At 67.8% G+C, this 23,649-nt stretch carries 26 protein-coding genes; 8 read left to right on the forward strand and 18 right to left on the reverse strand.

The window, feature by feature from the left end; all coding sequences use genetic code 11:
- Positions 1–70: 70 nt before the first annotated feature.
- From ACUTAG_RS18445 to ACUTAG_RS18470, 6 genes are all read right to left on the reverse strand, one after another.
- On the reverse strand, positions 71–1,276 hold the full coding sequence (locus ACUTAG_RS18445; protein ID WP_148317531.1) for an ABC transporter substrate-binding protein: 1,206 nt from the start codon (positions 1,274–1,276) through the stop codon (positions 71–73).
- A gap of 86 nt (positions 1,277–1,362) precedes the next feature.
- Positions 1,363–2,082: an ABC transporter ATP-binding protein gene (locus ACUTAG_RS18450; protein ID WP_148317529.1), complete on the reverse strand. Its 720-nt coding sequence runs from the start codon at positions 2,080–2,082 to the stop codon at positions 1,363–1,365.
- Positions 2,075–2,830 (reverse strand): ABC transporter ATP-binding protein, encoded by a 756-nt coding sequence (locus ACUTAG_RS18455; protein WP_006388718.1) that lies wholly within the window; start codon positions 2,828–2,830, stop codon positions 2,075–2,077. Before ACUTAG_RS18455 ends, ACUTAG_RS18450 begins: the two co-directional genes overlap by 8 nt.
- 76 nt (positions 2,831–2,906) lie before the next feature.
- Entirely contained in the window at positions 2,907–3,818 is a 912-nt protein-coding gene (locus ACUTAG_RS18460) for a dihydrodipicolinate synthase family protein (protein ID WP_020925171.1), read from the reverse strand.
- Between the two features lie 258 nt (positions 3,819–4,076).
- Positions 4,077–4,964 (reverse strand): alpha/beta hydrolase, encoded by an 888-nt coding sequence (locus ACUTAG_RS18465; protein WP_148317527.1) that lies wholly within the window; start codon positions 4,962–4,964, stop codon positions 4,077–4,079.
- 71 nt (positions 4,965–5,035) lie between these two features.
- Positions 5,036–5,923 (reverse strand): LysR family transcriptional regulator, encoded by an 888-nt coding sequence (locus ACUTAG_RS18470; protein WP_020925169.1) that lies wholly within the window; start codon positions 5,921–5,923, stop codon positions 5,036–5,038.
- A 95-nt stretch (positions 5,924–6,018) separates the two neighbouring features.
- On the opposite strand from ACUTAG_RS18470, the gene ACUTAG_RS18475 reads away from it, so the two are divergent.
- Complete coding sequence (locus ACUTAG_RS18475; RefSeq protein ID WP_024067732.1) at positions 6,019–6,423, forward strand: CidA/LrgA family protein; 405 nt, start codon at positions 6,019–6,021, stop codon at positions 6,421–6,423.
- The gene (locus tag ACUTAG_RS18480) at positions 6,413–7,105 is read left to right on the forward strand and encodes an LrgB family protein (RefSeq protein WP_107316670.1); all 693 of its coding nucleotides are present in this window, start codon (positions 6,413–6,415) and stop codon (positions 7,103–7,105) included. Before ACUTAG_RS18475 ends, ACUTAG_RS18480 begins: the two co-directional genes overlap by 11 nt.
- Before the next feature lie 51 nt (positions 7,106–7,156).
- Here the strand turns inward: ACUTAG_RS18480 and ACUTAG_RS18485 are convergent, their stop codons facing one another.
- Both ACUTAG_RS18485 and ACUTAG_RS18490 read right to left on the reverse strand, forming a co-directional pair.
- Positions 7,157–7,801, reverse strand: coding sequence for a LysE family translocator (locus ACUTAG_RS18485; protein ID WP_020925166.1), 645 nt, complete (start codon positions 7,799–7,801; stop codon positions 7,157–7,159).
- A complete protein-coding gene (locus ACUTAG_RS18490; protein ID WP_148317525.1) occupies positions 7,798–8,724 on the reverse strand; it encodes a DMT family transporter in 927 nt (308 codons plus the stop codon). Before ACUTAG_RS18490 ends, ACUTAG_RS18485 begins: the two co-directional genes overlap by 4 nt.
- 172 nt (positions 8,725–8,896) lie before the next feature.
- On the opposite strand from ACUTAG_RS18490, the gene ACUTAG_RS18495 reads away from it, so the two are divergent.
- The 4 genes from ACUTAG_RS18495 to fusA all read left to right on the forward strand — a co-directional run bounded on the left by ACUTAG_RS18495 (position 8,897) and on the right by fusA (position 13,639).
- Positions 8,897–10,294, forward strand: a complete 1,398-nt coding sequence (locus ACUTAG_RS18495) for an aminotransferase-like domain-containing protein (RefSeq protein WP_085941815.1) — start codon at positions 8,897–8,899, stop codon at positions 10,292–10,294.
- 57 nt (positions 10,295–10,351) lie between these two features.
- Positions 10,352–10,696 (forward strand): TIGR01244 family sulfur transferase, encoded by a 345-nt coding sequence (locus tag ACUTAG_RS18500; RefSeq protein ID WP_006388727.1) that lies wholly within the window; start codon positions 10,352–10,354, stop codon positions 10,694–10,696.
- A gap of 87 nt (positions 10,697–10,783) precedes the next feature.
- Positions 10,784–11,248 (forward strand): universal stress protein, encoded by a 465-nt coding sequence (locus tag ACUTAG_RS18505; protein WP_006388728.1) that lies wholly within the window; start codon positions 10,784–10,786, stop codon positions 11,246–11,248.
- Between the two features lie 279 nt (positions 11,249–11,527).
- On the forward strand, positions 11,528–13,639 hold the full coding sequence (gene fusA / locus ACUTAG_RS18510; protein ID WP_006388729.1) for an elongation factor G: 2,112 nt from the start codon (positions 11,528–11,530) through the stop codon (positions 13,637–13,639).
- Between the two features lie 61 nt (positions 13,640–13,700).
- On the opposite strand, the gene ACUTAG_RS18515 is transcribed toward fusA, so the two are convergent.
- Positions 13,701–14,657 (reverse strand): DMT family transporter, encoded by a 957-nt coding sequence (locus tag ACUTAG_RS18515; RefSeq protein WP_026382460.1) that lies wholly within the window; start codon positions 14,655–14,657, stop codon positions 13,701–13,703.
- Positions 14,658–14,900: 243 nt separating this feature from the next.
- Between ACUTAG_RS18515 and ACUTAG_RS18520 the strand changes: the two genes are divergently transcribed.
- Positions 14,901–15,371, forward strand: a complete 471-nt coding sequence (locus ACUTAG_RS18520) for an Lrp/AsnC family transcriptional regulator (RefSeq protein WP_006388732.1) — start codon at positions 14,901–14,903, stop codon at positions 15,369–15,371.
- A 12-nt stretch (positions 15,372–15,383) separates the two neighbouring features.
- Here ACUTAG_RS18520 and ACUTAG_RS18525 read toward each other — a convergent pair whose 3' ends face one another.
- On the reverse strand, positions 15,384–16,193 hold the full coding sequence (locus ACUTAG_RS18525) for an alpha/beta fold hydrolase (RefSeq protein ID WP_148317523.1): 810 nt from the start codon (positions 16,191–16,193) through the stop codon (positions 15,384–15,386).
- 142 nt (positions 16,194–16,335) lie between these two features.
- Here ACUTAG_RS18525 and ACUTAG_RS18530 point away from each other — a divergent pair, with 142 nt between their 5' ends.
- Positions 16,336–16,833 carry a YbaK/EbsC family protein gene (locus ACUTAG_RS18530; protein WP_006388734.1) on the forward strand — a complete coding sequence of 166 codons (498 nt, stop codon included), beginning with the start codon at positions 16,336–16,338 and terminating at the stop codon, positions 16,831–16,833.
- 53 nt (positions 16,834–16,886) lie between these two features.
- On the opposite strand, the gene ACUTAG_RS18535 is transcribed toward ACUTAG_RS18530, so the two are convergent.
- The 8 genes from ACUTAG_RS18535 to tolQ form a co-directional block, all read right to left on the reverse strand.
- Entirely contained in the window at positions 16,887–17,687 is an 801-nt protein-coding gene (locus ACUTAG_RS18535) for an ABC transporter ATP-binding protein (RefSeq protein ID WP_054446654.1), read from the reverse strand.
- On the reverse strand, positions 17,684–18,727 hold the full coding sequence (locus ACUTAG_RS18540) for a FecCD family ABC transporter permease (protein WP_006388736.1): 1,044 nt from the start codon (positions 18,725–18,727) through the stop codon (positions 17,684–17,686). The genes ACUTAG_RS18535 and ACUTAG_RS18540 overlap by 4 nt, the downstream gene beginning before the upstream one ends.
- Positions 18,727–19,419 carry a tol-pal system protein YbgF gene (ybgF, locus tag ACUTAG_RS18545; protein ID WP_006388737.1) on the reverse strand — a complete coding sequence of 231 codons (693 nt, stop codon included), beginning with the start codon at positions 19,417–19,419 and terminating at the stop codon, positions 18,727–18,729. Before ybgF ends, ACUTAG_RS18540 begins: the two co-directional genes overlap by 1 nt.
- An 85-nt stretch (positions 19,420–19,504) precedes the next feature.
- Positions 19,505–20,005 carry a peptidoglycan-associated lipoprotein Pal gene (gene pal, locus ACUTAG_RS18550; RefSeq protein WP_006388738.1) on the reverse strand — a complete coding sequence of 167 codons (501 nt, stop codon included), beginning with the start codon at positions 20,003–20,005 and terminating at the stop codon, positions 19,505–19,507.
- A 31-nt stretch (positions 20,006–20,036) separates the two neighbouring features.
- On the reverse strand, positions 20,037–21,359 hold the full coding sequence (tolB, locus tag ACUTAG_RS18555) for a Tol-Pal system beta propeller repeat protein TolB (protein WP_006388739.1): 1,323 nt from the start codon (positions 21,357–21,359) through the stop codon (positions 20,037–20,039).
- Positions 21,360–21,375: 16 nt separating this feature from the next.
- Positions 21,376–22,470 carry a cell envelope integrity protein TolA gene (gene tolA / locus ACUTAG_RS18560; protein WP_006388740.1) on the reverse strand — a complete coding sequence of 365 codons (1,095 nt, stop codon included), beginning with the start codon at positions 22,468–22,470 and terminating at the stop codon, positions 21,376–21,378.
- Between the two features lie 39 nt (positions 22,471–22,509).
- Positions 22,510–22,968 carry an ExbD/TolR family protein gene (locus ACUTAG_RS18565; protein ID WP_006388741.1) on the reverse strand — a complete coding sequence of 153 codons (459 nt, stop codon included), beginning with the start codon at positions 22,966–22,968 and terminating at the stop codon, positions 22,510–22,512.
- Complete coding sequence (gene tolQ / locus ACUTAG_RS18570; protein WP_006388742.1) at positions 22,968–23,648, reverse strand: protein TolQ; 681 nt, start codon at positions 23,646–23,648, stop codon at positions 22,968–22,970. Before tolQ ends, ACUTAG_RS18565 begins: the two co-directional genes overlap by 1 nt.
- Position 23,649 lies beyond the last annotated feature (1 nt).

Consider the following 23,649-nt stretch of genomic DNA (forward strand, 5'->3'; position numbering starts at 1 on the left):
GCGCGCGTTGCCGCGCGCCGCGGGCGGATCGAACCAGCGCCGGGCGCAAGCCGCCCGGCGCCAGCGGGCGTCAGGACTTGTTCAACGCGCAGGCGGCCTGCGGCTTGGGGAAGACCTCGTCGCCCTTGAGCACCGACTTCACGTGGTAGTAGTCCCAAGGCGCCTTGGACTCGGCCGGCGCCTTCACCTGCAACAGCAGCATGTCGTGCACCAGCGCGCCGTCCGCGCGCAGCTTGCCGTTGCGGATCACGGCGTCGTTGATGGTCATCTCGCGCAGCTTGGCCATGACCACCGGCGCCTCGTCGGTGCCGGCCGCCTCGATCGCCTTCAGGTACGACAGCGTGGCCGAGTAGACGCCGGCCTGCGATGCCGTCGGCATCTTTTTGGTCTTCTCGAAGAACTTCCTGGCCCAGGCGCGCGAGGCGTCGTCGTAGTCCCAGTAGAACGCTTCGGTCAGGTACATGCCCTGCGCCTTGGCCAGGCCCATGCTGTGCACGTCCGAAATGTAGGTCAGCAGCGGCGCCACGATCTGCTTCTTGGTGATGCCGAACTCATTGGCCTGCTTGACCGCGTTGACGGTGTCGTTGCCGGCGTTGGCCAGGGCGATCACGTCGGCCTTGGAGGCCTGCGCCTTCAGCAGGAACGACGAGAAGTCGTTGCCGGGGAAGGGGTGGCGCGAGACGCCGACGACGCTGCCACCGTTCTCCTGGATGACTTCGGTGGCGTCCTTCTCCAGCGAATGGCCGAAGGTGTAGTCGGCGGTGATGAAGTACCAGCTCTTCTTGCCCTCCTTGACCAGCGCGCGCGCCGTGCCGGCCGCCAGCGCGTAGGTGTTGGTGGTCCATTGCGCGTTCAGCGGCGAGCACTTCTCGCCCAGGATCGCGGTCGACAGGCCCGCGGACGGCATGGTCACGCGGTTCTTCTGGCGCGCGATCTCCATCACGGCCAGCGCGGTCGACGCGGTGGGAAAGTCGGTGATCATGTCGACCTTGCCCTGGTCGAACCATTCGCGCGCCAGGTTGGCGGCGACGTCGGGCTTGTTCTGATGGTCGGCGGCCACTACTTCGACCGGCTTGCCCAGCACCTTGTTGCCCATCTCCTCGGCCGCCATGCGCGCCGCGATCACCGAGCCGTTGCCGGCCAGGTCGGAATAGACGCCGGACAGGTCGGTCAGTACCCCGACCTTGACGATGCCGTCGCTGATGCCGGCCTCGGCGTGGGCGGCGCCCGCCAGGCCGATGGCGCACAGCGCCGCTGCGATTCGATTCAATTTCATCTGACTACGCTCCGTAGGGGAATGGGGGGACTGCGGTCGGAAGCAACACGGGAACTGCAATGACGGGGAACTGCGCGCGACGGCCTTCAGATGCCGAGCAGGGCGTTGAGCCGGTCCTGCGACCGCTCGACCTCGGCCCGCTCGATCACGGCGGCCACCTGGCCATGTTCGATGACGTAATGGCGGTCCGCCAGGTGCCGGGCGAAGCGGAAGTTCTGCTCGACCAGCACGGTGGTGTAGCCGCGCTCCTGCAATTGCCGGATCACCCGGCCCAGCGCCTGCACGATGACGGGCGCCAGGCCTTCGGTGATTTCATCGAGCAGCAGCAGGCGGGCGCCGGTGCGCAGGATGCGCGCCATCGCCAGCATCTGCTGCTCGCCGCCCGACAGCCGCGTTCCGGGGCTGTGGGCGCGTTCCTTCAGGTTGGGGAACATCGTGTAGATCTCTTCCACCGACATGCCGTCCGGCCCCACCGAGGGCAGCAGCATGAGGTTCTCCTCGGCGGTCAGCGAGGCGTAGATGCCGCGCTCTTCGGGGCAATAGCCGATGCCCCGGCGCGCGATCTTGTGCGGCGGCAGGCCGATGGTTTCCTGGCCTTGCACCTTGATGGAGCCGCTGCGCCGGCCCACCAGGCCCAGCACCGACTTCAGGGTCGAGCTGCGGCCCGCGCCATTGCGGCCCAGCAGCGTGATGCACTCGCCCGCCTTCACGTCCAGGTCGATGCCGTGCAGGATGTGCGATTCGCCATACCAGGCGTGCAGATCGCGGATCTCCAGCATGGACCGCGCCGGGGTCTTGTCATTCATCTTCCGCTCCCATGTACGCTTCGCGCACCGCGGGGTTCGCGGACACCTCGGCGTACGGACCCTCGGCCAGGATCTCGCCGCGTTGCAGGACGGTGATGGTGTCGCAGATGTCGGCCACCACCTTCATGTTGTGTTCCACCATCAGGATGCTGCGGCCGGCCGAGACCTGCTTGATCAGGTGCTTGACGCGGTCCACGTCCTCGTGGCCCATGCCTTGCGTCGGCTCATCCAGCAACAGCAGTTCGGGCTCCAGCGCCAGCGTGGTGGCGATCTCCAGCGTGCGCTTGCGGCCGTAGGGCAGGTCGCCGGCAGCCACGTCCAGCTGCGCGCGCAGGCCGACCTGGTCGAGCAGTTCCTCGACCCGTGCATGCAGGCGCTCCAGCGAGCGCTCCGAACGCCAGAAGCAATAGTCCACGCCCAGCTTGCGCTGCAAGGCCACGCGCACGTTCTCGCGCACCGACAGCTGCGGGAACACCGCCGAAATCTGGAACGAGCGCACGATGCCGCGCCGCGCCGTCTGCGCCGGCCGTTCGCCGGTGATGTCGACGCCGTCGTAGACGATCTCGCCGCGGGTCGGGATGTGGAACTTGGTGAGCAGGTTGAAGACCGTGGTCTTGCCGGCCCCGTTGGGACCGATCAGCGCATGGATCGCGCCGCGCCTGACGCTCAGGTTGACGTCGTTGACCGCCACGAAGCCGCGGAATTCCTTGGTGAGGCCCCGGGTCTGAAGGATGATGTCGCTGTGCATGGTGTCCAAGAGGCTGGCGGGAGGATGGCGCGCCCCGGCCCTGCGGGCGCGCCTGTCCTGCTTCGGGCTGGGTCGTTTACTTCGACTGGTATTGCCGCGGCCGCTTGGCCAGCGCCGCTTCGATGATGCCGGCGCAGCGCTCGCGCTCGGCGCCCACCAGCGGCAGGCGCGGACGACGCACGTGCTCGTTGCCGACGCCGGCGAGGGTCTCGGCCAGCTTGATGTTCTGCACCAGCTTGGTCGACACATCCAGGTGCAGCAGCGGCGTGAACCACTGGTACAGCGCCAGCGCTTCCTGCCACTTGCCGGCCTTCATCAGGTCGTAAAGCGCCACGGTCTCGCGCGGGAAGGCGGTCACCAGGCCGGCCAGCAGGCCGTCGGCGCCCAGCGCCAGGGCTTCGAACGACAGGTCGTCGACGCCGATGAACAGCTGGTAGCGGTCGCCCAGCTTGTTGCGCAGGTCGGTCACGCGGCGGATGTCGTCGCTGCTTTCCTTGATCGCCACCAGCCAGGGGCAATCGGCCAGCTCGGCCATGTGCTCGGGCTTGAGGTCGACGCGGTAGGCGACCGGGTTGTTGTAGATCATGCAGGGCTTGGCGGCGGCCTCGGCCATGGTGCGGATGCTCTGCATCGCCTCGCGCGCATCGGCCACGTAGATGAGCGACGGCATCAGCATGAAGCCGTCCACGCCCAGCTCGACCGCGGCCTTGATGAAGCGCAGCGCCTCGCGGGTGCTGGTCTCCGACACGTTGGCCAGCACCGGGATGCGGCCGCCGCTGACTTCCACGGCGCAACGCGTCACCGCCAGCTTTTCCTCCAGCGTCAGGGTGCTGGCTTCACCCAGCGAACCGCAGGTGACGAGGCCATGCACGCCGTTGTCGATCAGGAAGCCGAAGTGCTTGCGCATCGCTTCGAAGTCGAGGGTTTCGTCGGCATGGAACTTACTGGTTACGGCAGGAAAGACGCCCTGCCAACGCACGTTACTCAACTGGATTCTCCTCGGATGGCCGGCGCCGCGAAGGAAGGGCGGCGGGTGGGAGAAAGTCTAATATCCGTTAAATATATTTAGAAGATATTTTGATATGGGAGTTTCCCGAGAGCGGGTTTCCCCGGGGAGAACGGTGCGGGCGCCTTATCGGGCGCAGGGGGAGCGGGCCGGAAAGGGAACCGGCGAACGCCGGGCACGCATGCCCGATCCGGGAAGGATTCGACGGATGGCCCCGCCCCTGGTCGCGGGGCGCGAGGGTCAGCCGGCCTTGCGTTGATAGGCGCGACTGGCGTCGCGCATGAAGGTCTTCACGGCGTCGTCGTACTGTTCGCCGCTGCGGAACGCGCCCGAATGCGTCGCGCCCTCGATCTTGACCAGCCGCTTCAGTTCGGGCGCCACCCCCCGGGCGGCGGCGTAGAGTTCGTCGCTCATGGTGTGCGGCACTACGCGATCGGCGGTGCCATGCATGAACAGCATCGGCGTGTGGAGCTGCGCCAGCGTCTGCACCGAGTCGAACGGTTGCGTGACCAGCAGGCTGGCGCCGGGCACGCGGCCCCACTTCATGGTGGACAGCATCGCGCTGATGCTGGTGAAACTGGATTCGACGATCAGCCCGGCGAAGTCCGGTTGCTCCGGGCGCGCCGCCAGGTTGATGGCGATGGCGCCGCCCAGGCTGTGTCCGTAGACGAAGCGGCGCGCCGGGTCCGGTTGCAGGCGGGCCAACTCCTTCAAGCCCGCCATGGCGTCCTCCAGCGCGCTGGCCTCGGACGGCAGGCGCGGTGTCGACGCGCCGAACCCGCGATAGTCGATGGCCAGCACCGAATAGCCCTTGCGGGTCCAGCCGTCGATGCGGAAGGCGCTGCCGTTCAGGTTCCAGCGCGCGCCATGCAGGTACAGGACTGTGGGCGCGTTGGGTTGCGGGCTTTGCCAGTACCAGGCCCGCACCTTGTCGCCATTGGCCAGCGCCAGGTCGTAGACCTGCGTGCCCTTGGCCGGCTCGCGCCACCAGGTCTGAGGTTCGGATTGCGGCGAAAAAATGGTCTGGCGCTGCCAGGAGTCAAGCTGCGAACAGCCGACCACGCTGGCGGCGGCGAGCACGGCGGCGCCGAACAGGCGGCGGACGGTGAAGCGGGGCAGGGCGGGCATGATCAATGAAACCCGCGCCGACGGGCGCGGTCGCGCCGCCAGCATACAACGCGGATTGTTGGCGCATCGCTTCAAGCCGTGTCCGGATGCATCTCGCGCGCCAGCGCCAGCCAGGCCTGCGCCGCGGGCGACAGGTAACCGCCACGCCGCCACACCAGTCCCATCTCCCAATCCGTATGGGCATCGCGCAACGGCACCAGCGCCACGCCCGCGTGCCGTTCTTCCTCCGCCTTGACGCGCGGCAGGAAGGCCACGCCCAGCCCGGCGCTGACCAGCGCCACGATGAAGTCGATCTGGCCGCTCCTCGCGGCGATGGCCGGCGCAAAGCCGGCGCGCCGGCAAGCCTCCTGGATGATGCGGTTCAGGGCGAAGCCGGTCTCGAACAGGATGAAGGGGGAGTCGCGCAATTGGTCGAGGCCGACGGTGGCGGCCCGGGCGTGCGGGTGATCGGCCGGCAGCAACGCCACCAGCGGCTCGCGCGCCACCGGTTGCCAGTCGAAATTGTCGGAGTCCGGCCGCAGCGACGCCGCCAGCTCGATCCCGCCGGCCATCACCATTTCTTCGAGCCGGTGGCCGCCGTGTTCCAGCAGGCTGATCTCGATGTGCGGATAGCGGCTCCGAAAGCGCGCGAACATCGGCGCGAACAGCGTGCTGCTGCCCAGCGGCGGCAGGCCCAGCCGCAGCACGCCGCGCTTGAGGCCGCGCAGCTCGTCCAGTTCGGCGTACAGATCGTCGCGCTCGGCCAACATTTTCACGGCGCGCCGGTAGACGATTTCACCGGCCTCGGTCAGCCGGGGCGGCTGCGCCTGGCGGTCGAGCAACGGCATGCCGATCTCGTCTTCCAGCTGGCGCACGGCCTTGCTGACCGTGGGCTGGGTGGCGAAAACCGCTTTCGCGGCCTGGGAGAATCCGCCCTGGCGGACCACTTCCACCAGCGCGCGCAAGGGGCGCAGATCCATAGGGGTATGCCTGTTTGGAATGGGATGAATTCGACAAATTCATTTTATCTATGGCCGCGCCGAGCGTAAAACGTTTCCTGTCCGCTGGAAATTCCATGTCTCGCCCTCGCTATCCCATCGTCCTGCGCAGCCTGCTGCGCCGCAGCCGCGTGCTGCAGATCGTCCTGCTGATCCTGTTTTCCCTGCTCGGCCAGGTACTGGCCAACGCCGCCGGCCTGCCCATACCGGGCGGCGTCATCGGCATGGTGCTGGTGCTGGCCCTGCTGGCCGCCGGCCTGTTGCGGGTGCGCAATGTGCACCGAGGCGCCAGCTGGCTGCTGGGCGAGATGCTGCTGTTCTTCGTGCCCGCGGTGATGTCGCTGCTGGACCATCGCGAATTCCTCGGCGTGCTGGGCGCGAAACTGCTGGCCGTGATCCTGCTGGGCACGGCCCTGGTCATGGTCGGCACCGCGCTGACGATCGACCTTTGCTACCGCTGGATGAACCGCCATGCGGGCTGAATTCAATCTGCTGTTCTGGCCGCTGGCCACGGTGCTGGCCTATGTCTGCGCGCGCCTGTTCTATCGCCGCTATGCCTATTGGTGGACGTCCACGCTGGTGGTGGCGCCAGCCTTGCTGCTGATGCTGGCGTTGCTGCTGCATACCGGCTATCGCGACTACATGTCCGGCTCCCACTGGCTGATGACGATGCTGGGGCCGATCATCGTTGCGTTCGCGTTGCCGCTGTACGAGCAGCGCGCGCTGATCCGGCGCTATTGGCCGGTGCTGTTGGCCGGCGTGGCGGTGGGCAGCGCCATCGCGGGCGCCAGCGCCTGGCTGCTGGGCAGTCTGCTGGACCTGCCGCCGGGCCTGCGGTTGAGCCTGTTGCCGCGTTCGGTGGCCACGCCGTTCGCGGTGGCGGTGTCGTCGCACGTCGGCGGCGTGCCCGACCTGACGGCGGTGTTCGTCATTGTCACGGGGGTGTTCGGCGCGGCCATCGGCCAGTTCATGCGACGCTGGCTGCCGCTACGCTCGGCCCTGGCGCGCGGCGCGCTGTTCGGCATGGGCGCGCATGGCGCCGGCACCGCCAAGGCGCGCGAGCTGGCGGCCGAAGAGGGCGCGGTGGCGGGCCTGGTGATGGTGATGGCGGGCCTGTTCAACGTGCTCGTCACGCCCGTCGTGGTGGTCGCCCTGCTGGCCTGAGGCCAGGGTCAGTGCGTCACGAACAGCGCGGCGCGCCGGCCCCCGGCCATGTCAGTGCAGCGCTTCCAGCGCCACCGGATACAGCGAGGCCACCAGCAGCAGGGCCATGGTGATGTTGAAGGCCCGGATCGCCCAGGGTTTGTGCAGCACCCGGCGCAGCGCCGTGCCGAAGGTGACCCAGATGCCGATGCTGGGCAGGTTGACGAGGCCGCAGACCAGTGTGGCGATCACCAGGTTGGCGAAGAAGCCGGCCTGCGGCGTGTAGGTGGCGATGATGCCCACCGCCATCACCCAGGCCTTGGGGTTGACCCACTGGAAGGCCGCTGCCTGCAGGAAGGTCATCGGCTTGCCGCGCGCTTCACCCTCCTCCACGCCGCCGGAGTTGGCGATCTTCCAGGCCAGGTACAGCAGGTAGGCGGCGCCCACGTACTTCAGCACGGTGTACAGCACCGGCGCCTGCTGGAAAACCGAGCCGAGCCCGATGCCCACCAGGAAGATCATCAGCGTGAATCCCAGGTTCACGCCAAGCAGGTGCGGCATGCTGCGGCGGAAGCCGAAGTTCAGCCCGGAGGCGGCCAGCATGACGTTGTTCGGCCCGGGCGTGATCGAGCTGACCAGCGCGAACAGCGCCAGGGGCCCCAGCAGGGACAGGGAAGCGAGCGGCACATCGGCCAGGCTGGAAGGGAACAGCGTCATTTCTTGACTCCAACGATCGCGCGGCGTCCACCGGCGATCACAACGATAACGGCGGCGGCAAACAGGAAGGTGATCATGTCCGCCGATTCGCCAAAGAACAGGGTGGCGGCCAGTACCGTCAGGAACGGTTGCAACAGCTGAATCTGCCCGACACGGGCAATGCCACCCGCGGCCAGGCCGCGATACCAGGCGAAAAACCCCAGGAACATCGAGCCAAATGCCAGGTAGGCGCTGGCCCAGATGACGTCGGCCGCTGGCCAGGCCGCCTGTTGCGCAGCCATCCAGCCCACCGGTGCGACCAGCACCGGGGCGCTGATCACCAGCGCCCAGCAGATGGTGCGCCAGCCGCCCAGCGTGCGCGAGGCGCGCGCGCCTTCGGCATAACCCATGCCGCCCAGCAGCACGGCCAGCAACAGCCAGAAATCGCCCATCACCAGGCTGCCCTGGCCCTCGCGCAGCGCAAATGCGCATACCAGCGCGGCGCCCACCATGGCCCAGCCCCAGAACGCCGGCGAGGGCCGTTCGCCGCTGCGCCAGGCCGCGAAAACCGCCGTGGACAGGGGCAGCAGGCCGTTGAACACCGCGCCGTGCGAAGACGCCACGGTCTGCATCGCCAGCGACGACGCCAGCGGCCAGCCCACCACGATGCCGATCGCGGCCAGGATGACGCCGGGCCATTCGCGGCGATCGGGCCGCCGGCTGCGTGTCAGCCACAACAGCGCCAGGGCCGGCACGGCCGCCAGCAGGGCCCGGCCCAGGCCCACCAGCAACGGCGGCAGCTCGGCGACGGCGACGCGGGTCATCGGCAGAGTCAGCGAGAACACCACCACCCCCAGCAGGCCGTAGCCATAGCCTTCCCAGGAGGAGGCCGCGGACGCGGCGGGAGCGACCTGGGGCGAGGGATACAGCACGGAACGGCTCATCGGTGGACATCCGGAAGAAGGGGCGGTCCACAGGGCTTGCGGGTTGGCGCCATTGCTGTCACTCTACGCATAGTCATCGGTACAGTACCGGTACACTTTTGCATGTCACTTTAACCACTGGCCTGGTGAAATCCCCATGACAGTTGCCTCCCCCTCCATGCCCTGGCAGCCGGTGCGCCAGGCCGACGCCACCTTGGTGGCGCAACTGGCCGACGGCCTGGCCCGCCGTATCGACGAGCAGGGCCTGCGTCCCGGCACCCGCCTGCCCTCCATCCGCAAGATGGCCGAGCAATCCGGCGTCAGCCGATTTACGGTGGTGGAGGCTTACGACCGGCTGGTGGCGCGCGGCCTGGTGCAGTCGCGCCGCGGCGCCGGTTTCTTCGTGCGGGCCCGCAACGGCCCGCTGGCCGCGGCCGCCGCGGTTCCCGAAAGCCAGGGTTTCACGCCGCCCGCGCGGGTGGATATCGCCTGGCTCTTGCGCAGCATGTTCCGTGAAGGTGGCGGCCCGGGCATGCCGGGCGGCGCCGGCCTGTTGCCGGCCGACTGGCTGGATCCGGACATGGTGGCGAGCGCGGTGCGCGCCGTCGGGCGCTCGGTGCGCGGCCATCTGGTGTCCTACGGGCATCCGCAGGGATTTTCGCCGCTGCGCCAGCAGATCGCGGCGTCGCTGCAGAGCGAAGGCGTGCCGGCCCATCCCGATCGCAACCTGCTCACCACCAACGGCGTCACGCACGGCCTGGACCTGATTGCCCGCCTGCTGGTGCAGCCCGGCGACACCGTGCTGGTCGAGGATCCGGCGTGGTTCGTCATCTTCGGCCGGCTGGCCGCGTTCGGCGCTCGGCTGATCGGCGTGCCGCGCGGTCCCGATGGTCCCGACATCGCGCAGCTGGAGCAACTGGCGGCGCAGCACAAGCCCAGGCTCTTCATCGTCAACAGCGCGGTGCACAACCCCACCGGCCATACCCTGTCGGCCGGCGCCGCCTACGACATCCTGCGCATCGCCGAGCGCCACGATTTCATGGTGGTGGAAGACGACACGTATGGCGATCTGCACCCCGGCGGCGCCATGAAGCTGGCGGTGCTCGATCGCCTGAACCGCGTGATCCTGGTCAGCGGCTATTCAAAGATGCTGGCCGCCAGCCTGCGGGTCGGCTACCTGGCCGCCAATCCCGACATCCTGCAGAAACTGGCCGACCTGAAAATGCTGGCGGGCCTGACCTCGCCCGAACTGGGCGAACGGGTGGTGCACCGGGTGCTGATGGAAGGCCAGTACCGGCGTCATATCGAGCGTGTGCGCCAGCGGGTGGACGAAGCCCGCCAGCGCTGCCTGAAAGGCCTGTTGAAGCTGGGCCTGACGGTCCCTCACGAGCCGCAGGCAGGCATGTTCGTCTGGGCCGACTGCGGCCGCGACAGCGAGGTGCTGGCCCGCGCCGCCGCCGACCGCGGCATGCTGCTGGCGCCGGGCACGCTGTTCTCGCCATCGCAGGCGCCATCCACCATGTTGCGTTTTTCGGTGTCGATGGCGGACGAACGCGGGGCCTGGAGCGTATTGGAAAAACTGTTCGGCTGAAACGGCACCTGCAATAATAGGATCCAGCCCTCTCTACCTCGCCATCAAGGAATCGCCATGTCCGCACCGATCAAGCCCCTGACCGACAATTTCGCCGTCGCCCCGCAACTGGGGCCCGACGACATGGCCGACGTGGCGGCCGCCGGCTACAAGAGCGTCATCATCAACCGTCCCGATTTCGAGGGCGGCCCCGACCAGCCGACCGCCGCCGATGTGTCCAAGGCCGCCGCTGCCGCCGGTCTGAAAATCGAATACCAGCCGGTCGTCGGCAGCGCCATGACCGCCGCGGACGTGGTCCGCTTCGCCGAACTGCTGCGCACGCTGCCGGGCCCGGTGCTGGCGTACTGCCGCACCGGGACGCGTTGCACCAACCTGTTCGCTGCCGCCCAGCAACTGGGTTGACGCGCATCAAGGACCCCGGGTTCGCTTGATGTGAACCTGGCGGGTTTCCGGTAGCATGGAACTTCCTCTCAAACAGGAGCAGGCAAGATGTTCAAGAAGATCCTGATTCCCACCGACGGCTCGCCGCTGTCGGCCCAAGCCGCCAACGCCGGCATTTCCTTCGCGCGCTCGGTGGGCGCTGACGTCGTCGCCCTCTACGTGACGCAGCCGTTCGCCGCCACCATCGGTTTCGACGGCATGGCCGCGGCCTACGCCATCACCGACGAAGACTACGAGAAAGCCTCGGCCGAACAGGCCGACAAGTACCTCAAGCAGATCACCGATCGCGCCGACACCGCCGGGGTGAAGTCCGAGGCGCGCGCCGTGTCCAACTTCAACGTGGCCGACGGCATCGTCCAGGCCGCCGCCGACGCCGGTTGCGACCTGATCTTCATTGGCAGCCACGGCCGCAGCGGCCTGTCGCGCCTGCTGCTGGGCAGCGTCACCGCCAAGGTGCTGTCGCTGGCCAGCACCGCCGTGCTGGTGTACCGCGTCAAGGAAGAAAAGAAGTAACACCGCTGCCCGCCGCCGGTGTCAGGCCGCTGTCAGGCCCGCCGGCGCCGACGCATGCCAGGCCCCTCCCGCCGAGGGGCTTTTTCTTGTCCGCGCCATTCCCTATGGCGCTTATGGCTAAAGCTTGTAAACCGGCTCGCGGCGCGTAATATTCACGGATAGTGCGGGCGCGGTTTCGCAATCCCCGAGCACACCTCTCAACGCGGCATGGCGCCCGCCGCGGCAGTATCCGGTCGGACCTGCCGCCCATTCCTGGTGATTACTGCAAGGAACGAGGCCATGACTCGCAAGACGCCTATCGAGCTATACCGGAACATCGGCATCAGCGCCCACATCGACGCGGGCAAGACGACGACCACCGAGCGCATCCTCTTCTATACCGGTATCACCCACAAGATCGGCGAAGTGCACAATGGCGCCGCCGTGATGGACTGGATGGAACAGGAACAGGAACGTGGCATTACGATCACGTCCGCCGCCACCACCGCCTTCTGGAAAGGCATGGCCGGCAACTATCCCGAACACCGCATCAACATCATCGACACGCCGGGCCACGTCGACTTCACCATCGAGGTCGAGCGCTCCATGCGCGTGCTGGATGGCGCGGTCATGGTCTATGACGCGGTCGGCGGCGTGCAGCCGCAATCCGAGACCGTCTGGCGCCAGGCCAACAAGTACCGCGTGCCGCGGCTGGCCTTCGTCAACAAGATGGACCGCGTCGGCGCGGACTTCCTGCGCGTGCAGCGCCAGATCAGCGAACGCCTCAAGGGCGACGCCGTGCCGGTGCAGTTGCCGGTGGGCGCCGAAGACGGCTTCGAGGGCGTGATCGACCTGGTCAAGATGAAGGCCATCATCTGGGACGACGCCAGCCAGGGCGTGCGCTTCGAGTATCGCGACATTCCGGCGGCGCTGCAGGCGCAGGCGCAGGAGTGGCACGACAAGATGGTCGAGAAGGCCGCCGAGGCCAACGAGGCGCTGCTGGAGAAATACCTGGGCGGCGAGGCGCTGACCGAAGCCGAGATCAAGCAGGGCCTGCGCCAGCGCACGGTCGCCAACGAGATCGTGCCGATGCTGTGCGGCAGCGCCTTCAAGAACAAGGGCGTGCAGGCCATGCTGGACGCGGTCATCGACTACCTGCCGTCGCCGGTCGACGTGCCCGCCATCAAGGGCCACGACGAGCGCGACCACGAGATCGAGCGCCATCCCACCGACAAGGAACCGTTCTCGGCGCTGGCCTTCAAGATCATGACCGACCCGTTCGTGGGTCAGCTGGTGTTCTTCCGCGTCTACTCCGGGGTGGTCAAGTCCGGCGACTCGGTCTACAACCCGGTCAAGGAAAAGAAGGAACGCCTGGGCCGCATCCTGCAGATGCATGCCAACGAGCGGCGCGAAATCACCGAGGTCTACGCCGGCGACATCGCCGCCGCGGTGGGCGTCAAGGACGTCACCACGGGCGACACGCTGACCGACCCGGCGCACGTCATCGTGCTGGAGCGCATGGTGTTCCCCGAGCCGGTCATCTCGCAGGCGGTCGAGCCCAAGACCAAGGCCGACCAGGAAAAGATGGGCATCGCCCTGGGCCGGCTGGCGCAGGAAGATCCCTCGTTCCGCGTGCGCACCGACGAGGAGTCCGGCCAGACCATCATTTCCGGCATGGGCGAGCTGCACCTGGAAATCCTGGTCGACCGCATGAAGCGCGAGTTCGGCGTCGAGGCCACGGTGGGCAAGCCGCAGGTGGCCTATCGCGAGACCATCCGCAAGACCTGTGACGAGGTCGAAGGCAAGTTCGTCAAGCAGTCGGGCGGCCGCGGCCAGTACGGCCACGTGGTGCTCAAGCTCGAGCCGCAGGAGCCGGGCAAGGGCTACGAATTCGTCGACGCCATCAAGGGCGGCGTGGTGCCGCGCGAGTTCATCCCGGCGGTCGACAAGGGCATCCGCGAGGCGCTCAACGCCGGTGTGCTGGCGGGCTACCCGGTGGTCGACGTCAAGGCGACACTGTTCTTCGGCTCGTACCACGACGTGGATTCGAACGAGAACGCCTTCAAGATGGCCGGTTCGATGGCCTTCAAGGAAGGCATGCGGCGCGCCGATCCGGTGCTGCTGGAGCCGATGATGCAGGTCGAGGTGGAAACGCCCGAGGACTTCACCGGCAACGTCATGGGCGATCTGTCGTCACGCCGCGGCATGGTGCAGGGCATGGAAGACATCGCCGGGGGCGGCGGCAAGGTGGTGCGCGCCGAGGTGCCGCTGGCCGAGATGTTCGGCTACTCCACCTCGCTGCGCTCGCTGACGCAGGGCCGCGCCACCTACACGATGGAGTTCAAGCACTACGCCGAAGCGCCGCGCCAGGTGGCGCAGGAAGTGATCGCGGCCCAGGGCACGGGCCGCTGAATCCGGAGCTGCCCGTAACGAGGGCCACCCGCGCGGGTGGCCCTTTTTTCTTTCTCGCGCCTCAGGCCGGCGCGGCGGCGCCGGCCGTCGTCGTCCGCATGCGCAAGGACGCCAGTTTCACGCCCGACAGGATCATCACGAAGCCATAGGCATGGAATAGCTGCGGCGCCTCGCCCAGCAGCGGCCAGGCCAGCAACGCCGCATACACCGGCACCAGGAACATCGACAGGCCCGCGGTGGCGGGGCCGGCGCGGCTGATCAGCCGGCCGTAGACGTAGTACGCGCCCAGGCTCGGCACGACCGCCAGGAACAGCAGCACCGCCGCCAGGCGCGGATCGCTCCAGGGGGGAGTGGCGCCGGCGGCGGCCTCGATCCCGGCGAAGGGCGCCAGCGCGATCGCGCCGCCCAGCATCATCGCCGCCAGCCGCGCGCCGTCCGGCACGGCCGGCAGCGTCAGGCGCTTCTGCAGCACCGTATAGAACGCCCAGCCGGTGGCGGCCAGCAGCACCCACAGGTCGCCCTGGCCGAACGCCAGCCGCGCCAGCGCCCAGGCGTCGCCGCGCGTCAGCACCACCAGCACGCCGCCCAGCGCCAGCGCCAGCCCGGCGGCGCGCAGCGGCGAGAGAGGCTTGCGCCAGATGATCGCTTCCAGCAGCGCCACCAGGATCGGGCTGCACGAGAAGATCAGGGCGATGTTGGTGGCGCTGGTGCTCTGGGCGCCGATGTACTGCGGCGCCACCGCCACGCCCATGCCCAACACCGCCAGCGGCAGCAGCGTGGGCAGGCCGCGCCACAGCGCCTGGCGATGCCGCAGCAAGGCCGGCGCGGCCAGCGGCAACAGGATCAGGAAGGCGATCAGCCAGCGGCCGAAGGCCAGGAAAACGGGGGGGAGGGCGGCGTCGTGGGCCCAGCGGGCGGCCACCATGTTGGAGGCGAATAGCGCCGGCGCGGCCAGGAGCATGGCGGTGCCGGACAGGCCCAGGCCGGTTCTTGCGGGTACTGCTGCTGCGTGAGACATGATTTCCCGCCGCGCGGATCGGCGCGCGGCAACTGCGGTGGACTACACCGGCGCCAAGGCCGGGTTGTGCCGCGGCGCAGGCGCTGGATCCGACGGGCGGGGTAATGCCCGTCTTGCTGGAAAGTCTACGACCGGGTCGGGAAAATAGGTTTCCTGTTTCCCGCCATTTCCGCAGAGGTAGAGGAATATATATCCTATAAAATTAAGTTTTACAGGGATATTCTCTTCTGCGAATTCTCAGCCGTGTCCACCCCGCCCAAAATCGACGAAACCGACCGCAAGATCCTGCGCGCGCTGCGCACCGATGGCCGCCTCACCAACCTGAAACTGGCCGAGCAGGTGGGCCTGTCGCCCACGCCCTGCTGGAACCGGGTCAAGGCCCTGGAGGACGCGGGCGTGATCGAGGGCTACGCGGCGCTGTTGAACCAGAAGGCGCTGGGCCTGCCCGACACGGTGATGATCGAGGTCACGCTCGAACACCACGACGACGACACGCTGGCGCGCTTCGGCGAGGCGATCACGCGCCTGCCGCAGGTAGTGGAGGCGTTCCTGGTGACGGGCGAATACGACTACCTGATCAAGGTCGCGGTGGCGGGCACCGAAGGCTATGAGGAATTCCTGCGCAAGCGGCTCTACAAGCTGCCCGGCGTGCGCCACAGCCGCTCGACCTTCGTGCTCAAGCGCCTGAAGCACACGCCGTCGGTCGAACCCTGACGGCGCGCGGGGTCAGCCGCGCAGGAACGATTCGATGGCGCCATTGAAGGCGCGCGGGTTGCCCAGGTTCATGCCGTGCGACGAGCCGGCGATGTCGACGCGCCGCGCCTGGGGTAGCCAGTGCGCCAGCGCGTCGAGTACCGCGGGGTAGGGCGCGGGGCTGAGCGCGCCGCCGATCAGCAGCGTCGGCAGGGCCAGCGAACCGATCTGTTCCGGGCTCAGGGTGGCGGGCGTTTCGCGGGCCTGGCCGAACAGCGTGCCGGCGTTGTCGCGCACCATCTCCTTGAACCAGGGCACCATGCGCTGCCAGGTGTCCGGCCCTGTCACGGTGTCGACGAACAGCGCCAGGCCCTCTTCGAGCGCGCCGTCGCGGATCAATTCCAGCGCGCGCTGACGGAAGCCGCCGCGCAGATCGTTGTCTCCGGGCAGCGGCAGGCCCGGGTCGGCCAGCGTCAGGCTGCGCAGCGCGTCGGGGCGCGCCAGCGCCGCCTCCAGCGCCACGCGGCCGCCGCGAGAATGGCCTACCAGGTGGGCCGGCTGGCCCGCGACCTGGTCGATGAAGGCCAGCACGTCGGCGCCATGCTGCGCCACCGAAAACCCCTCGCCTTCGCCATCCCAGGTTTCGGGCCAGTAGCGCCGCAGGCACACCGCCAGCACCCGGAACGAGCGGCCCAGCGGCGCCATCTGCGACTTCCAGTAGCGACAGTCCGACAGCGAGCCGTGCACCAGCACCAGGGGCTCGCCCTCGCCGTATTCGGTGTAGGACATGGCATAGCCGCCGATGTCGGCGGTTTGCAGGGGCAGGACGGGTTCTGAACGCATCGGATCGGGTTGGGAAAGCCAGGCGGGCATTCTAGCCGGTTCGCTCCCCCGCCCACGGCACGCCCGCGCCCGCGGCGGGGGCATTGGCGGGGGCTGATAAACTCGTTTCCCGATCTTTTTTCCCTTGAACGGAGTTCGCCAGATGTCCCCCGCCACCCCCGCCGATCTTCCCGAGTCCGCCCAACGCGTCGCCCGACTGCTCGCCGAAATGGGTCATGACAAGCCGGTGGTGGTGCTACCGCAGACCGGCAAGACCTCGGCGGAAGCGGCCGCGGGGCTGGGCTGCGAAGTGGCCCAGATCGCCAAGTCGATCATCTTCCGCCGGGCCGCGGACGATGCGCCGGTGCTGGTCATCGCCAGCGGCGTCAATCGCGTCGATGAGGCCAAGGTCGCGCAGCAGGTCGGCGCCCTGGCCAAGGCCGACGCCAAGTTCGTGCGCGACATGACCGGCTACGCCATCGGCGGCGTCTGCCCCATCGGCCACGCGGTCAAGCCGGTCATGCTGCTCGACCAGGACCTGTTCCAGTACGACAGCCTGTGGGCGGCGGCGGGGCACCCGCACGCCGTGTTCAACCTGACGCCGCAGCAGTTGGCCGCCATGACCGGCGCGCCGGTTGCGGACGTCGCGCAGCGCGCCTAGCGTTGCCTGGCCGCCGGACCGCCGGCCTCAGGGTCCCGCGCGGGACGTAGCGGTCAGTGCGGACGCGCTTCCAGGTCGTCGATCAGCACCTGGAGCCGTCCGCGCGAGCAGGCTTCGACCCGGCCCTGCACTCCATATACAGCCGCCAGCGACGCTGGCGTGATCACCTCGGCAGGCGCGCCGGCGGCGGCCAGCCTGCCGCCATGGATCATCACCGCGCGGTCGGCATGCTGCAGGGCCACGTTCAGGTCGTGCAGCACGATCACCGTGATCAGCCCGTGCTGCGCGGTTTCCTGCCGCAGCAGCCGCATCACGTGGAACTGGTAGTTCAGGTCCAGCGCCGACAGCGGCTCGTCCAACAGCAGCACGCGCGGACGGCGCACCAGCGCCTGCGCCAGCCCCACCAGCTGCTTCTGTCCGCCCGACAGGGCGTCCAGGTAGCACAGCGCCAGGTGAGCGATGCCCAGCCGCTCCAGCAGCCGGTCGATCCCGTGCAGATCCGCCGGCGGTCCTTCGGCCTGGCTGGCGCGGGCGGCCACCAGCACCGATTCGAACACCCGCAGGTGCACGGCGGCAGGCAGGCTTTGCGGCAGGTAGACAAGATGGCGCGCGCGGGTCGCGAAATCCATCCGCGTCAGATCGAGGTGGTCCAGCCGCGCCTGGCCGGCGCGCGCCTTCACCAGGCCCGCCAGCGCCTTGAGCAGCGTCGATTTGCCGCTACCGTTGGGACCCAGCAGGGCCGTGACTTCGCCCGCGTCCAGCCGGGGCAGCGACAGATCGTGCAGCACGTCCGTGCCGCCATAGCCGGCGGTGATGCCTTCGATCGCCAGCGCCGGCTGCGGGGCGGCCGTCATGGCAGCCTCCGGCGCAGCACTACCGCCACGAAGAACGGGATGCCGATCAGCGAAGTGACGATGCCCACTGGCACGATCACGCCTGGCGCCAGGTTCTTGGAGGCGACCGAGGCCAGCGACAGGATCACGCCGCCGACCAGCGCGCTGCCCGGCAGGAAGAAGCGATGATCCTCGCCCACCAGGCGGCGGGCGATGTGCGGCGCGATCAGGCCGATGAAGCCGATGGTGCCGACGAACGCCACCGCCAGCGCCGACAGCAGGCTGACGCGCGCCAGCGCCGTCACGCGCACGCGGCGCACGTCCACGCCGAAGCTGGCGGCGCGTTCCTCGCCCAGCCGCAGGGCGGTCAGCTTCCAGGACTGGCGCAACGCCAACGGCAATGCCACGGCGAAGGCCAGTCCAAGCGTGGCCACGGTGGTCCAGCTCGAGCGCGCCAGGCTGCCCATGGTCCAGAACACCAGGTTTTGCAGCGCCTCGGCGCTGGCGGTGAACTGCACCAGCGACACCAGCGCGTTGAAAGTGAACACCATGGCGATGCCGAACAGCACCACGCCCGACGTGTTCATGCCGCCGCGCCGCGCCACGCCGTCCAGCATCAGGGCGGCAAGCAGGGCGAACAGGAAGGCATTGCCGGCGATCAGCCAGCCGTCGGGGATGCCGGGCACGCCCAGGTGCAGCACGATGGCCAGCGACGCGCCGAAGGCGGCCGCCGACGACACGCCCAACGTGAATGGGCTGGCCAGGGGATTGTTCAGGATGGTCTGCATTTCCGCGCCCGCCAGGCCCAGCGCCATGCCGACCAGCGCGGCCATGAGGGCGTAAGGTAGCCGGATATCCCAGACGATGACGCGCAGCGTCGGATCGGCCGACGCCGGCGCGCTCAGCGTGCGCCACAACTCGCCCCAGCCCAGGCCCGAGGGACCGAGCGTGAAATCGAGCAGCAGCCCAATGCAAATCGCCGCCAGCAGCAGGGCGATGAGCCCTGCCCGGCGGCGCAGGATGTGCCGGTAGGCGGCGACCGCGGTTGCGGCTTCCGCCATTACTGCAGCAGTTGCAGGCGGCTCTTGGCCGTGTTGGCGGCCGGCGTGGTCGGGTAGTCGCGGACGATGCGCTGCAACGTGGTCTTGGCGCCGGCGCGGTTGTTCATCTCGATCTGGCTGCCGGCGATGACCAGCAGGGCGTCAGGGGCGCGGGCGTTGTCGGGCGCCTTCTGCACCATGGCGTTCAGTTGTTCGATGGCGCCCTTGAAGTCCTTCAGCGCGTAGCGGCTGCTGCCCAGGTAGAACTGGGCGCTGGGCGCGAGCTGGCTGGCGGGGTAGAGCGCGGTGAAGGCGGCCAGCGATTCGGACGCTTCCTTGTACTGGCCCTTGCGGAACAGGTCGATGGCGCCGTCGTAGGCGGCCTGCTCCTGCGGATCGCCGGCCGTCGCGCCCGGCGGGTTGGCGCCGCCGGCGGCGCCGCCCGGCTTGTTGGCGCTGGGCTGTTGGCGCGACACCAGCTCGAGCTGGTCGCGCAACTGGGCGACTTCCTGCTGCAGGGCCTGGATCTGATCGGCCAATTGCAGCTTGGCCCGTTGGCTCTGCTCGTTCTGCTGCTGCACCTGCTGGCGCAAATCCAGGATGGCCTTGCGGGCCTCGTCATCGGAGAAAGCGTGGGCGGGGGCCGCCAGGGCCGCCAGCACCAGGCCAGTGGCCGCCATCAAGGGACGCAGGGACAGAACGTAATCGCGCATGAAAATTCCCGGGGATAAAAACAAACGTCGGGACGGCCGGCTGACCGTCCCGACGCGTGGTGGGGCACTTAACTATACGAAAAGCTTAGCGCTGATAAACGATATCGGCGCGGCGGTTTTCCGCAAAGTCGGCTTCCGACGAGCCAGTCGCCTTCGGCTTTTCTTTACCGAAGCTGATGGTTTCGATCTGGTTGTCGCTGACGCCCAGCAGGGTCATCATGCGACGCACGGCGTCGGCACGGCGCTGGCCCAGGGCCAGGTTGTATTCGGCGCCGCCGCGTTCGTCGGTGTTGCCTTCGATCTTGATTTTCTGCTGCTGGTGCGAAGCCAGGTAACGGGCGTGGGTTTCCACCAAGCCGCGGTACTGGTCGGACACCGTGTAGCTGTCGAAGTCAAAGTATACCGAGCGCTGTTGCGCCAGGATGCTTTGGGGGTTGAAGGGATCAAGGATCTGGCCGGAGGCCGAGGATCCTTGGCCAGCGCCTCCGCCCTGACCCGCTTTATCGTCGAGAGGGACGGAGCTGCAAGCTGCCAGGGTGGCGGCCAGAGCGGCGATGGTTAGGCTTTTGGCAATGCGCGACTTCATGATAGTTCCTTTGCAAAGAGAGTCACACGTGTTATCGGGTAAATGGGCCCCAAGTCGGTTCACGTATTTCCCCGTTCAGTACCGAAAGCGTCTGCCGTACGCGACCATCGCTCGAAACACCTGCAAGCACGCTACGTCCGTTTTGGATCGCGGCGTAGAGGACTTGCATGCCGTTCGGCGCGAAGCTTGGCGACTGATCGTCACGACCATCGGTCAACAAGTTCTCCGAGCCGGAGGACAGGTTCAACGATGCGATTCGAAACGCGCCGTCGCGTCTGGCAACGTACAGCAGCGTCGATCCATCGGGGGAAATTCGGGGTGAGATGTTGTAACCACCATTAAACGTGAGGCGGCGAGCATCGCCACCGTCCAGGCCGGTTTGGTAAATTTGCGGCCCGCCGCTGCGGTCACTGGTAAAGATAATGGAACGGCCGTCCGGCGTAAAGCTCGGCTCGGTGTCAATCCCGGGAGAACGCGTAACTCGCTTCATATTCGAGCCGCCGGCCGCGCTAACGATGTAAATTTGCGACAGACCATCACGCGTCAGGGCCACGGCAAGCTGGGTGCCATCGGGCGACCAGCCGGGGGCGCTGTTGTTGCCCTTGAAGTTGGCGACCGGCACGCGGGCGCTGGTGGCCAGGGTGTGCACGTACACCACCGGCTTGCCGGATTCGAAGCTCACGTACGCCAGCTTGGAACCATCGGGCGACCAGGACGGCGAGATGATCGGCTCACGCGAACGCAGGGCGACCTGCGGATTCTGGCCGTCGGCGTCAGCCACCTGCAGTTCGTAGGTGGCGCCTTGCTTGAGCACGTAGGCGATGCGGGTCGAGAACACGCCGCGCACGCCGGTGATCTTTTCATAGATGCGGTCGGCGATCTGGTGGGCGACGCGGCGCAGTTCCTGCTCGGTGCCGGAGAACGCGACGCCATCCAGCTGGCCCTTCTTGACCGTGTCGGCCAGGCGGTAGCGCACGTCGTAGCGGCCGTCGTTGCCGCGCACGATGCTGCCGTAGGCGATGAAGTCGGCGCCCTTGGCGCGCCAGTCGTCATGGGCGATGGGCGAATCGACGTTCAGGCCCGAACCGGCGGCGCTGATCAGGCGGAACTGGCCGGTGCGGGTCAGGTCGGCGCGAATCACTTCGGCCAGGGCGCGGCCATGGGCGTCGTCCACCGCGAAATCGGCGATGGCAACGGGGTATTGGGTGGCGCCGGTGCCGGAAATGTCGACACGCAGCTGGGCCTGGGCGGGCTTGAGGGCCATCAGGCAGGCCAGCGCCAGCAGCAACAGGCCGAATCCATACGATCGCCAGAGAACGAGGGGGGAAGCTCGTCGGCTATGGGCGGGAGTCATAATCAGCAATCTCCTGTCAATCATACATTCTGTACACAACGTCAATGATGGGCTCGTAGCGGCCGGTCGAAGGCTTGGGGAAGGGGTTGCAGCGGCGGATGCCGGTCTCGACCGCGCGGTCGAAGCCCGCGTTGCCGGAGGAACTGGTCAACGTGACCCCGTTAACCTTCCCGTCAGAACCTAACTGTACCCGGTATTGGGCCGTCGGATTGTCCGAGCCGCTGCGCGGCGGCGGCGGGTAGGCCACGCCGGGTTGCACGCAGGCGCGCACCTTGGCGCCATAGCCGCTGTCGCGCCCGCCACCGGCCTGGTTGCGGTCGGCGGTGCCGCCGGGAATGCCGGCCGCGCCCAGGGCGTCGTTGCGGAACGCATCCTTCAGGGCCTTGTCGGCCGCGGCCTTCTTGGCGGCTTCTTCCTTGGCCTTCTTTTCGGCGGCGGCTTTTTCAGCGGCGGCTTTGTCGGCCGCGGCCTTTTCAGCCGCGGCCTTCTCGGCAGCCGCCTTTTCAGCCGCTGCCTTCTTGGCGGCGTCTTCCTTGGCCTTCTTTTCGGCAGCGGCCTTGTCCGCAGCCGCCTTCTCCGCCGCAGCCTTGTCGGCGGCGGCCTTCTCGGCCGCCTGGCGTTCCTGTTCGAGGCGCTTCTTTTCCTTCAGCTCGGCCTGCTTGCGCTCTTCCTCCAGGCGCGCCTTTTCCTTGGCGGCCTCGGCGGCCTGGCGGGCCTGTTCTTCCTTCTCTTTCTTCTTCTTGGCTTCCTGCAGCGCGATCTCGGGATCGACCTCGTCGGCCTTGGGCTGGGCCTGGGGCTCCGGCTTGGGCGGGGGCGGCGGCGGCGGGGGCTCGGGCTGCTTTTCCGGCTCGGGCTCGGGTTGCGGCTTGGGCTGGGGCTTGGGCGGTTCGGGTTGCGGTTGGGGCGGGGGCGAGACCGGCGAATTGCCGTCGGCCCACAGCTGCACTTCCACCGGTCCCGGGTTTTCAGTGCGCCAGTTCAGGTTGAAGATCAACACGGCCAGCAGCAGCGCGTGCACCAGCAACGCCAGGACCAGCGCGATCCGGTTGTCGTTGTTGGGCGGCGTGGCCGGGGGGCCGCTGTGGTGTCGAATGATGGGTGGCGTCATGAGCGTTGCAGGCCGGCGGCGCCGGCGGAGGACGTCGCGTTAGCGTTTTTTCGCGGGGGCGGGCTGGTTGCCGCCGGCGGACTGGTCCACCAGCAGGCCCAGGCGGGTGATGCCATTGGTACGCAGTTCGTCCATGACCTTCACGACCGTCTCGTAGGGCACCTTGCCGTCGGCCGCGATCACCACCGGCGTTTCCGCCGTGATGCGCGAACGCACCTGCGCCACCAGTTCGGGACGGGCAATGTCCTGCATGGTGGCGCCGGGTTCGCGCATGCGCAGCGCGATCTTGCCGTCTTCCGAAATCTGGACTTCCAGCGGCTTGACGGGAACGTCGGACGCGGCGCCCACCGAGGGCAGCTGGATCAGGCCCGGCGTGATCAGCGGTGCGGTCACCATGAAGATGACCAGCAGCACCAGCATCACGTCGATGTAGGGCACCACGTTGATGTCGGCCTTCATGCGGCGGCCGGACCTGCCGCGCGAGCTTACCGAGGGCATTAGCGCACCTGCCGTTGCAGAATGTTCAGGAATTCATCGACGAAGCTGTCGAAACGGATCGAGATGCGATCGATGTCGTTGGTGAAGCGGTTGTACGCGACCACCGCGGGGATGGCGGCGAACAGGCCGATGGCGGTGGCGATCAGCGCTTCGGCGATACCCGGGGCCACCGAGGCCAGCGTGGCCTGCTGCATGTTCGACAGACCGATGAAGGCGTGCATGATGCCCCAGACCGTGCCGAGCAGGCCGATGTAGGGCGAAACCGAGCCGGCCGAGGCCAGGAAGTTCAAGTGGGATTCCAGCGCGTCCATTTCGCGCTGGTAGGCGGCGCGCATGGCGCGGCGCGGGCCGTCGAGCACGGCGGTGGCGTCATTGCTGGCGTTGCCGCGGCGGGCCTTCAGGAACTCGGTCATGCCGGCATCGAAGATGCGGGCCAGCGCACCTTGCTCGTCGCGGCGCGAGGCCACCGCCTGTTGCAGCATCGACAGGTCGCCGCCCGACCAGAAATCGTCTTCGAAACGGCGGGTCTGGGCGTGGGCGCGCTTGATGGCCAGCCGCTTGGCGAAGATGTACGTCCAGGACATGATCGAGATGCCCAGGAGCATCAGCATGATCAGCTGGACCGGCACGCTGGCGTGCGAAATCAACGAAAGCAACGACATGTCGTTGGTGGCTTGCATG

It is taken from the genome of Achromobacter sp. CSND-B12, assembly GCF_052906545.1.

What these genes read in the sequence shown, in the direction of transcription:
- ACUTAG_RS18445 (WP_148317531.1), bottom strand. Translation starts at nt 1,276, where the DNA reads ATGAAATTGAATCGAATCGCAGCGGCGCTGTGCGCCATCGGCCTGGCG.
- ACUTAG_RS18450 (WP_148317529.1), bottom strand. Translation starts at nt 2,082, where the DNA reads ATGAATGACAAGACCCCGGCGCGGTCCATGCTGGAGATCCGCGATCTG.
- ACUTAG_RS18455 (WP_006388718.1), bottom strand. Translation starts at nt 2,830, where the DNA reads ATGCACAGCGACATCATCCTTCAGACCCGGGGCCTCACCAAGGAATTC.
- ACUTAG_RS18465 (WP_148317527.1), bottom strand. Translation starts at nt 4,964, where the DNA reads ATGCCCGCCCTGCCCCGCTTCACCGTCCGCCGCCTGTTCGGCGCCGCC.
- ACUTAG_RS18470 (WP_020925169.1), bottom strand. Translation starts at nt 5,923, where the DNA reads ATGGATCTGCGCCCCTTGCGCGCGCTGGTGGAAGTGGTCCGCCAGGGC.
- ACUTAG_RS18475 (WP_024067732.1), top strand. Translation starts at nt 6,019, where the DNA reads ATGTCTCGCCCTCGCTATCCCATCGTCCTGCGCAGCCTGCTGCGCCGC.
- ACUTAG_RS18480 (WP_107316670.1), top strand. Translation starts at nt 6,413, where the DNA reads ATGCGGGCTGAATTCAATCTGCTGTTCTGGCCGCTGGCCACGGTGCTG.
- ACUTAG_RS18485 (WP_020925166.1), bottom strand. Translation starts at nt 7,801, where the DNA reads ATGACGCTGTTCCCTTCCAGCCTGGCCGATGTGCCGCTCGCTTCCCTG.
- ACUTAG_RS18490 (WP_148317525.1), bottom strand. Translation starts at nt 8,724, where the DNA reads ATGAGCCGTTCCGTGCTGTATCCCTCGCCCCAGGTCGCTCCCGCCGCG.
- ACUTAG_RS18500 (WP_006388727.1), top strand. Translation starts at nt 10,352, where the DNA reads ATGTCCGCACCGATCAAGCCCCTGACCGACAATTTCGCCGTCGCCCCG.
- ACUTAG_RS18505 (WP_006388728.1), top strand. Translation starts at nt 10,784, where the DNA reads ATGTTCAAGAAGATCCTGATTCCCACCGACGGCTCGCCGCTGTCGGCC.
- fusA (WP_006388729.1), top strand. Translation starts at nt 11,528, where the DNA reads ATGACTCGCAAGACGCCTATCGAGCTATACCGGAACATCGGCATCAGC.
- ACUTAG_RS18515 (WP_026382460.1), bottom strand. Translation starts at nt 14,657, where the DNA reads ATGTCTCACGCAGCAGCAGTACCCGCAAGAACCGGCCTGGGCCTGTCC.
- ACUTAG_RS18525 (WP_148317523.1), bottom strand. Translation starts at nt 16,193, where the DNA reads ATGCGTTCAGAACCCGTCCTGCCCCTGCAAACCGCCGACATCGGCGGC.
- ACUTAG_RS18530 (WP_006388734.1), top strand. Translation starts at nt 16,336, where the DNA reads ATGTCCCCCGCCACCCCCGCCGATCTTCCCGAGTCCGCCCAACGCGTC.
- ACUTAG_RS18535 (WP_054446654.1), bottom strand. Translation starts at nt 17,687, where the DNA reads ATGACGGCCGCCCCGCAGCCGGCGCTGGCGATCGAAGGCATCACCGCC.
- ACUTAG_RS18540 (WP_006388736.1), bottom strand. Translation starts at nt 18,727, where the DNA reads ATGGCGGAAGCCGCAACCGCGGTCGCCGCCTACCGGCACATCCTGCGC.
- ybgF (WP_006388737.1), bottom strand. Translation starts at nt 19,419, where the DNA reads ATGCGCGATTACGTTCTGTCCCTGCGTCCCTTGATGGCGGCCACTGGC.
- pal (WP_006388738.1), bottom strand. Translation starts at nt 20,005, where the DNA reads ATGAAGTCGCGCATTGCCAAAAGCCTAACCATCGCCGCTCTGGCCGCC.
- tolB (WP_006388739.1), bottom strand. Translation starts at nt 21,359, where the DNA reads ATGACTCCCGCCCATAGCCGACGAGCTTCCCCCCTCGTTCTCTGGCGA.
- tolA (WP_006388740.1), bottom strand. Translation starts at nt 22,470, where the DNA reads ATGACGCCACCCATCATTCGACACCACAGCGGCCCCCCGGCCACGCCG.
- ACUTAG_RS18565 (WP_006388741.1), bottom strand. Translation starts at nt 22,968, where the DNA reads ATGCCCTCGGTAAGCTCGCGCGGCAGGTCCGGCCGCCGCATGAAGGCC.
- tolQ (WP_006388742.1), bottom strand. Translation starts at nt 23,648, where the DNA reads ATGCAAGCCACCAACGACATGTCGTTGCTTTCGTTGATTTCGCACGCC.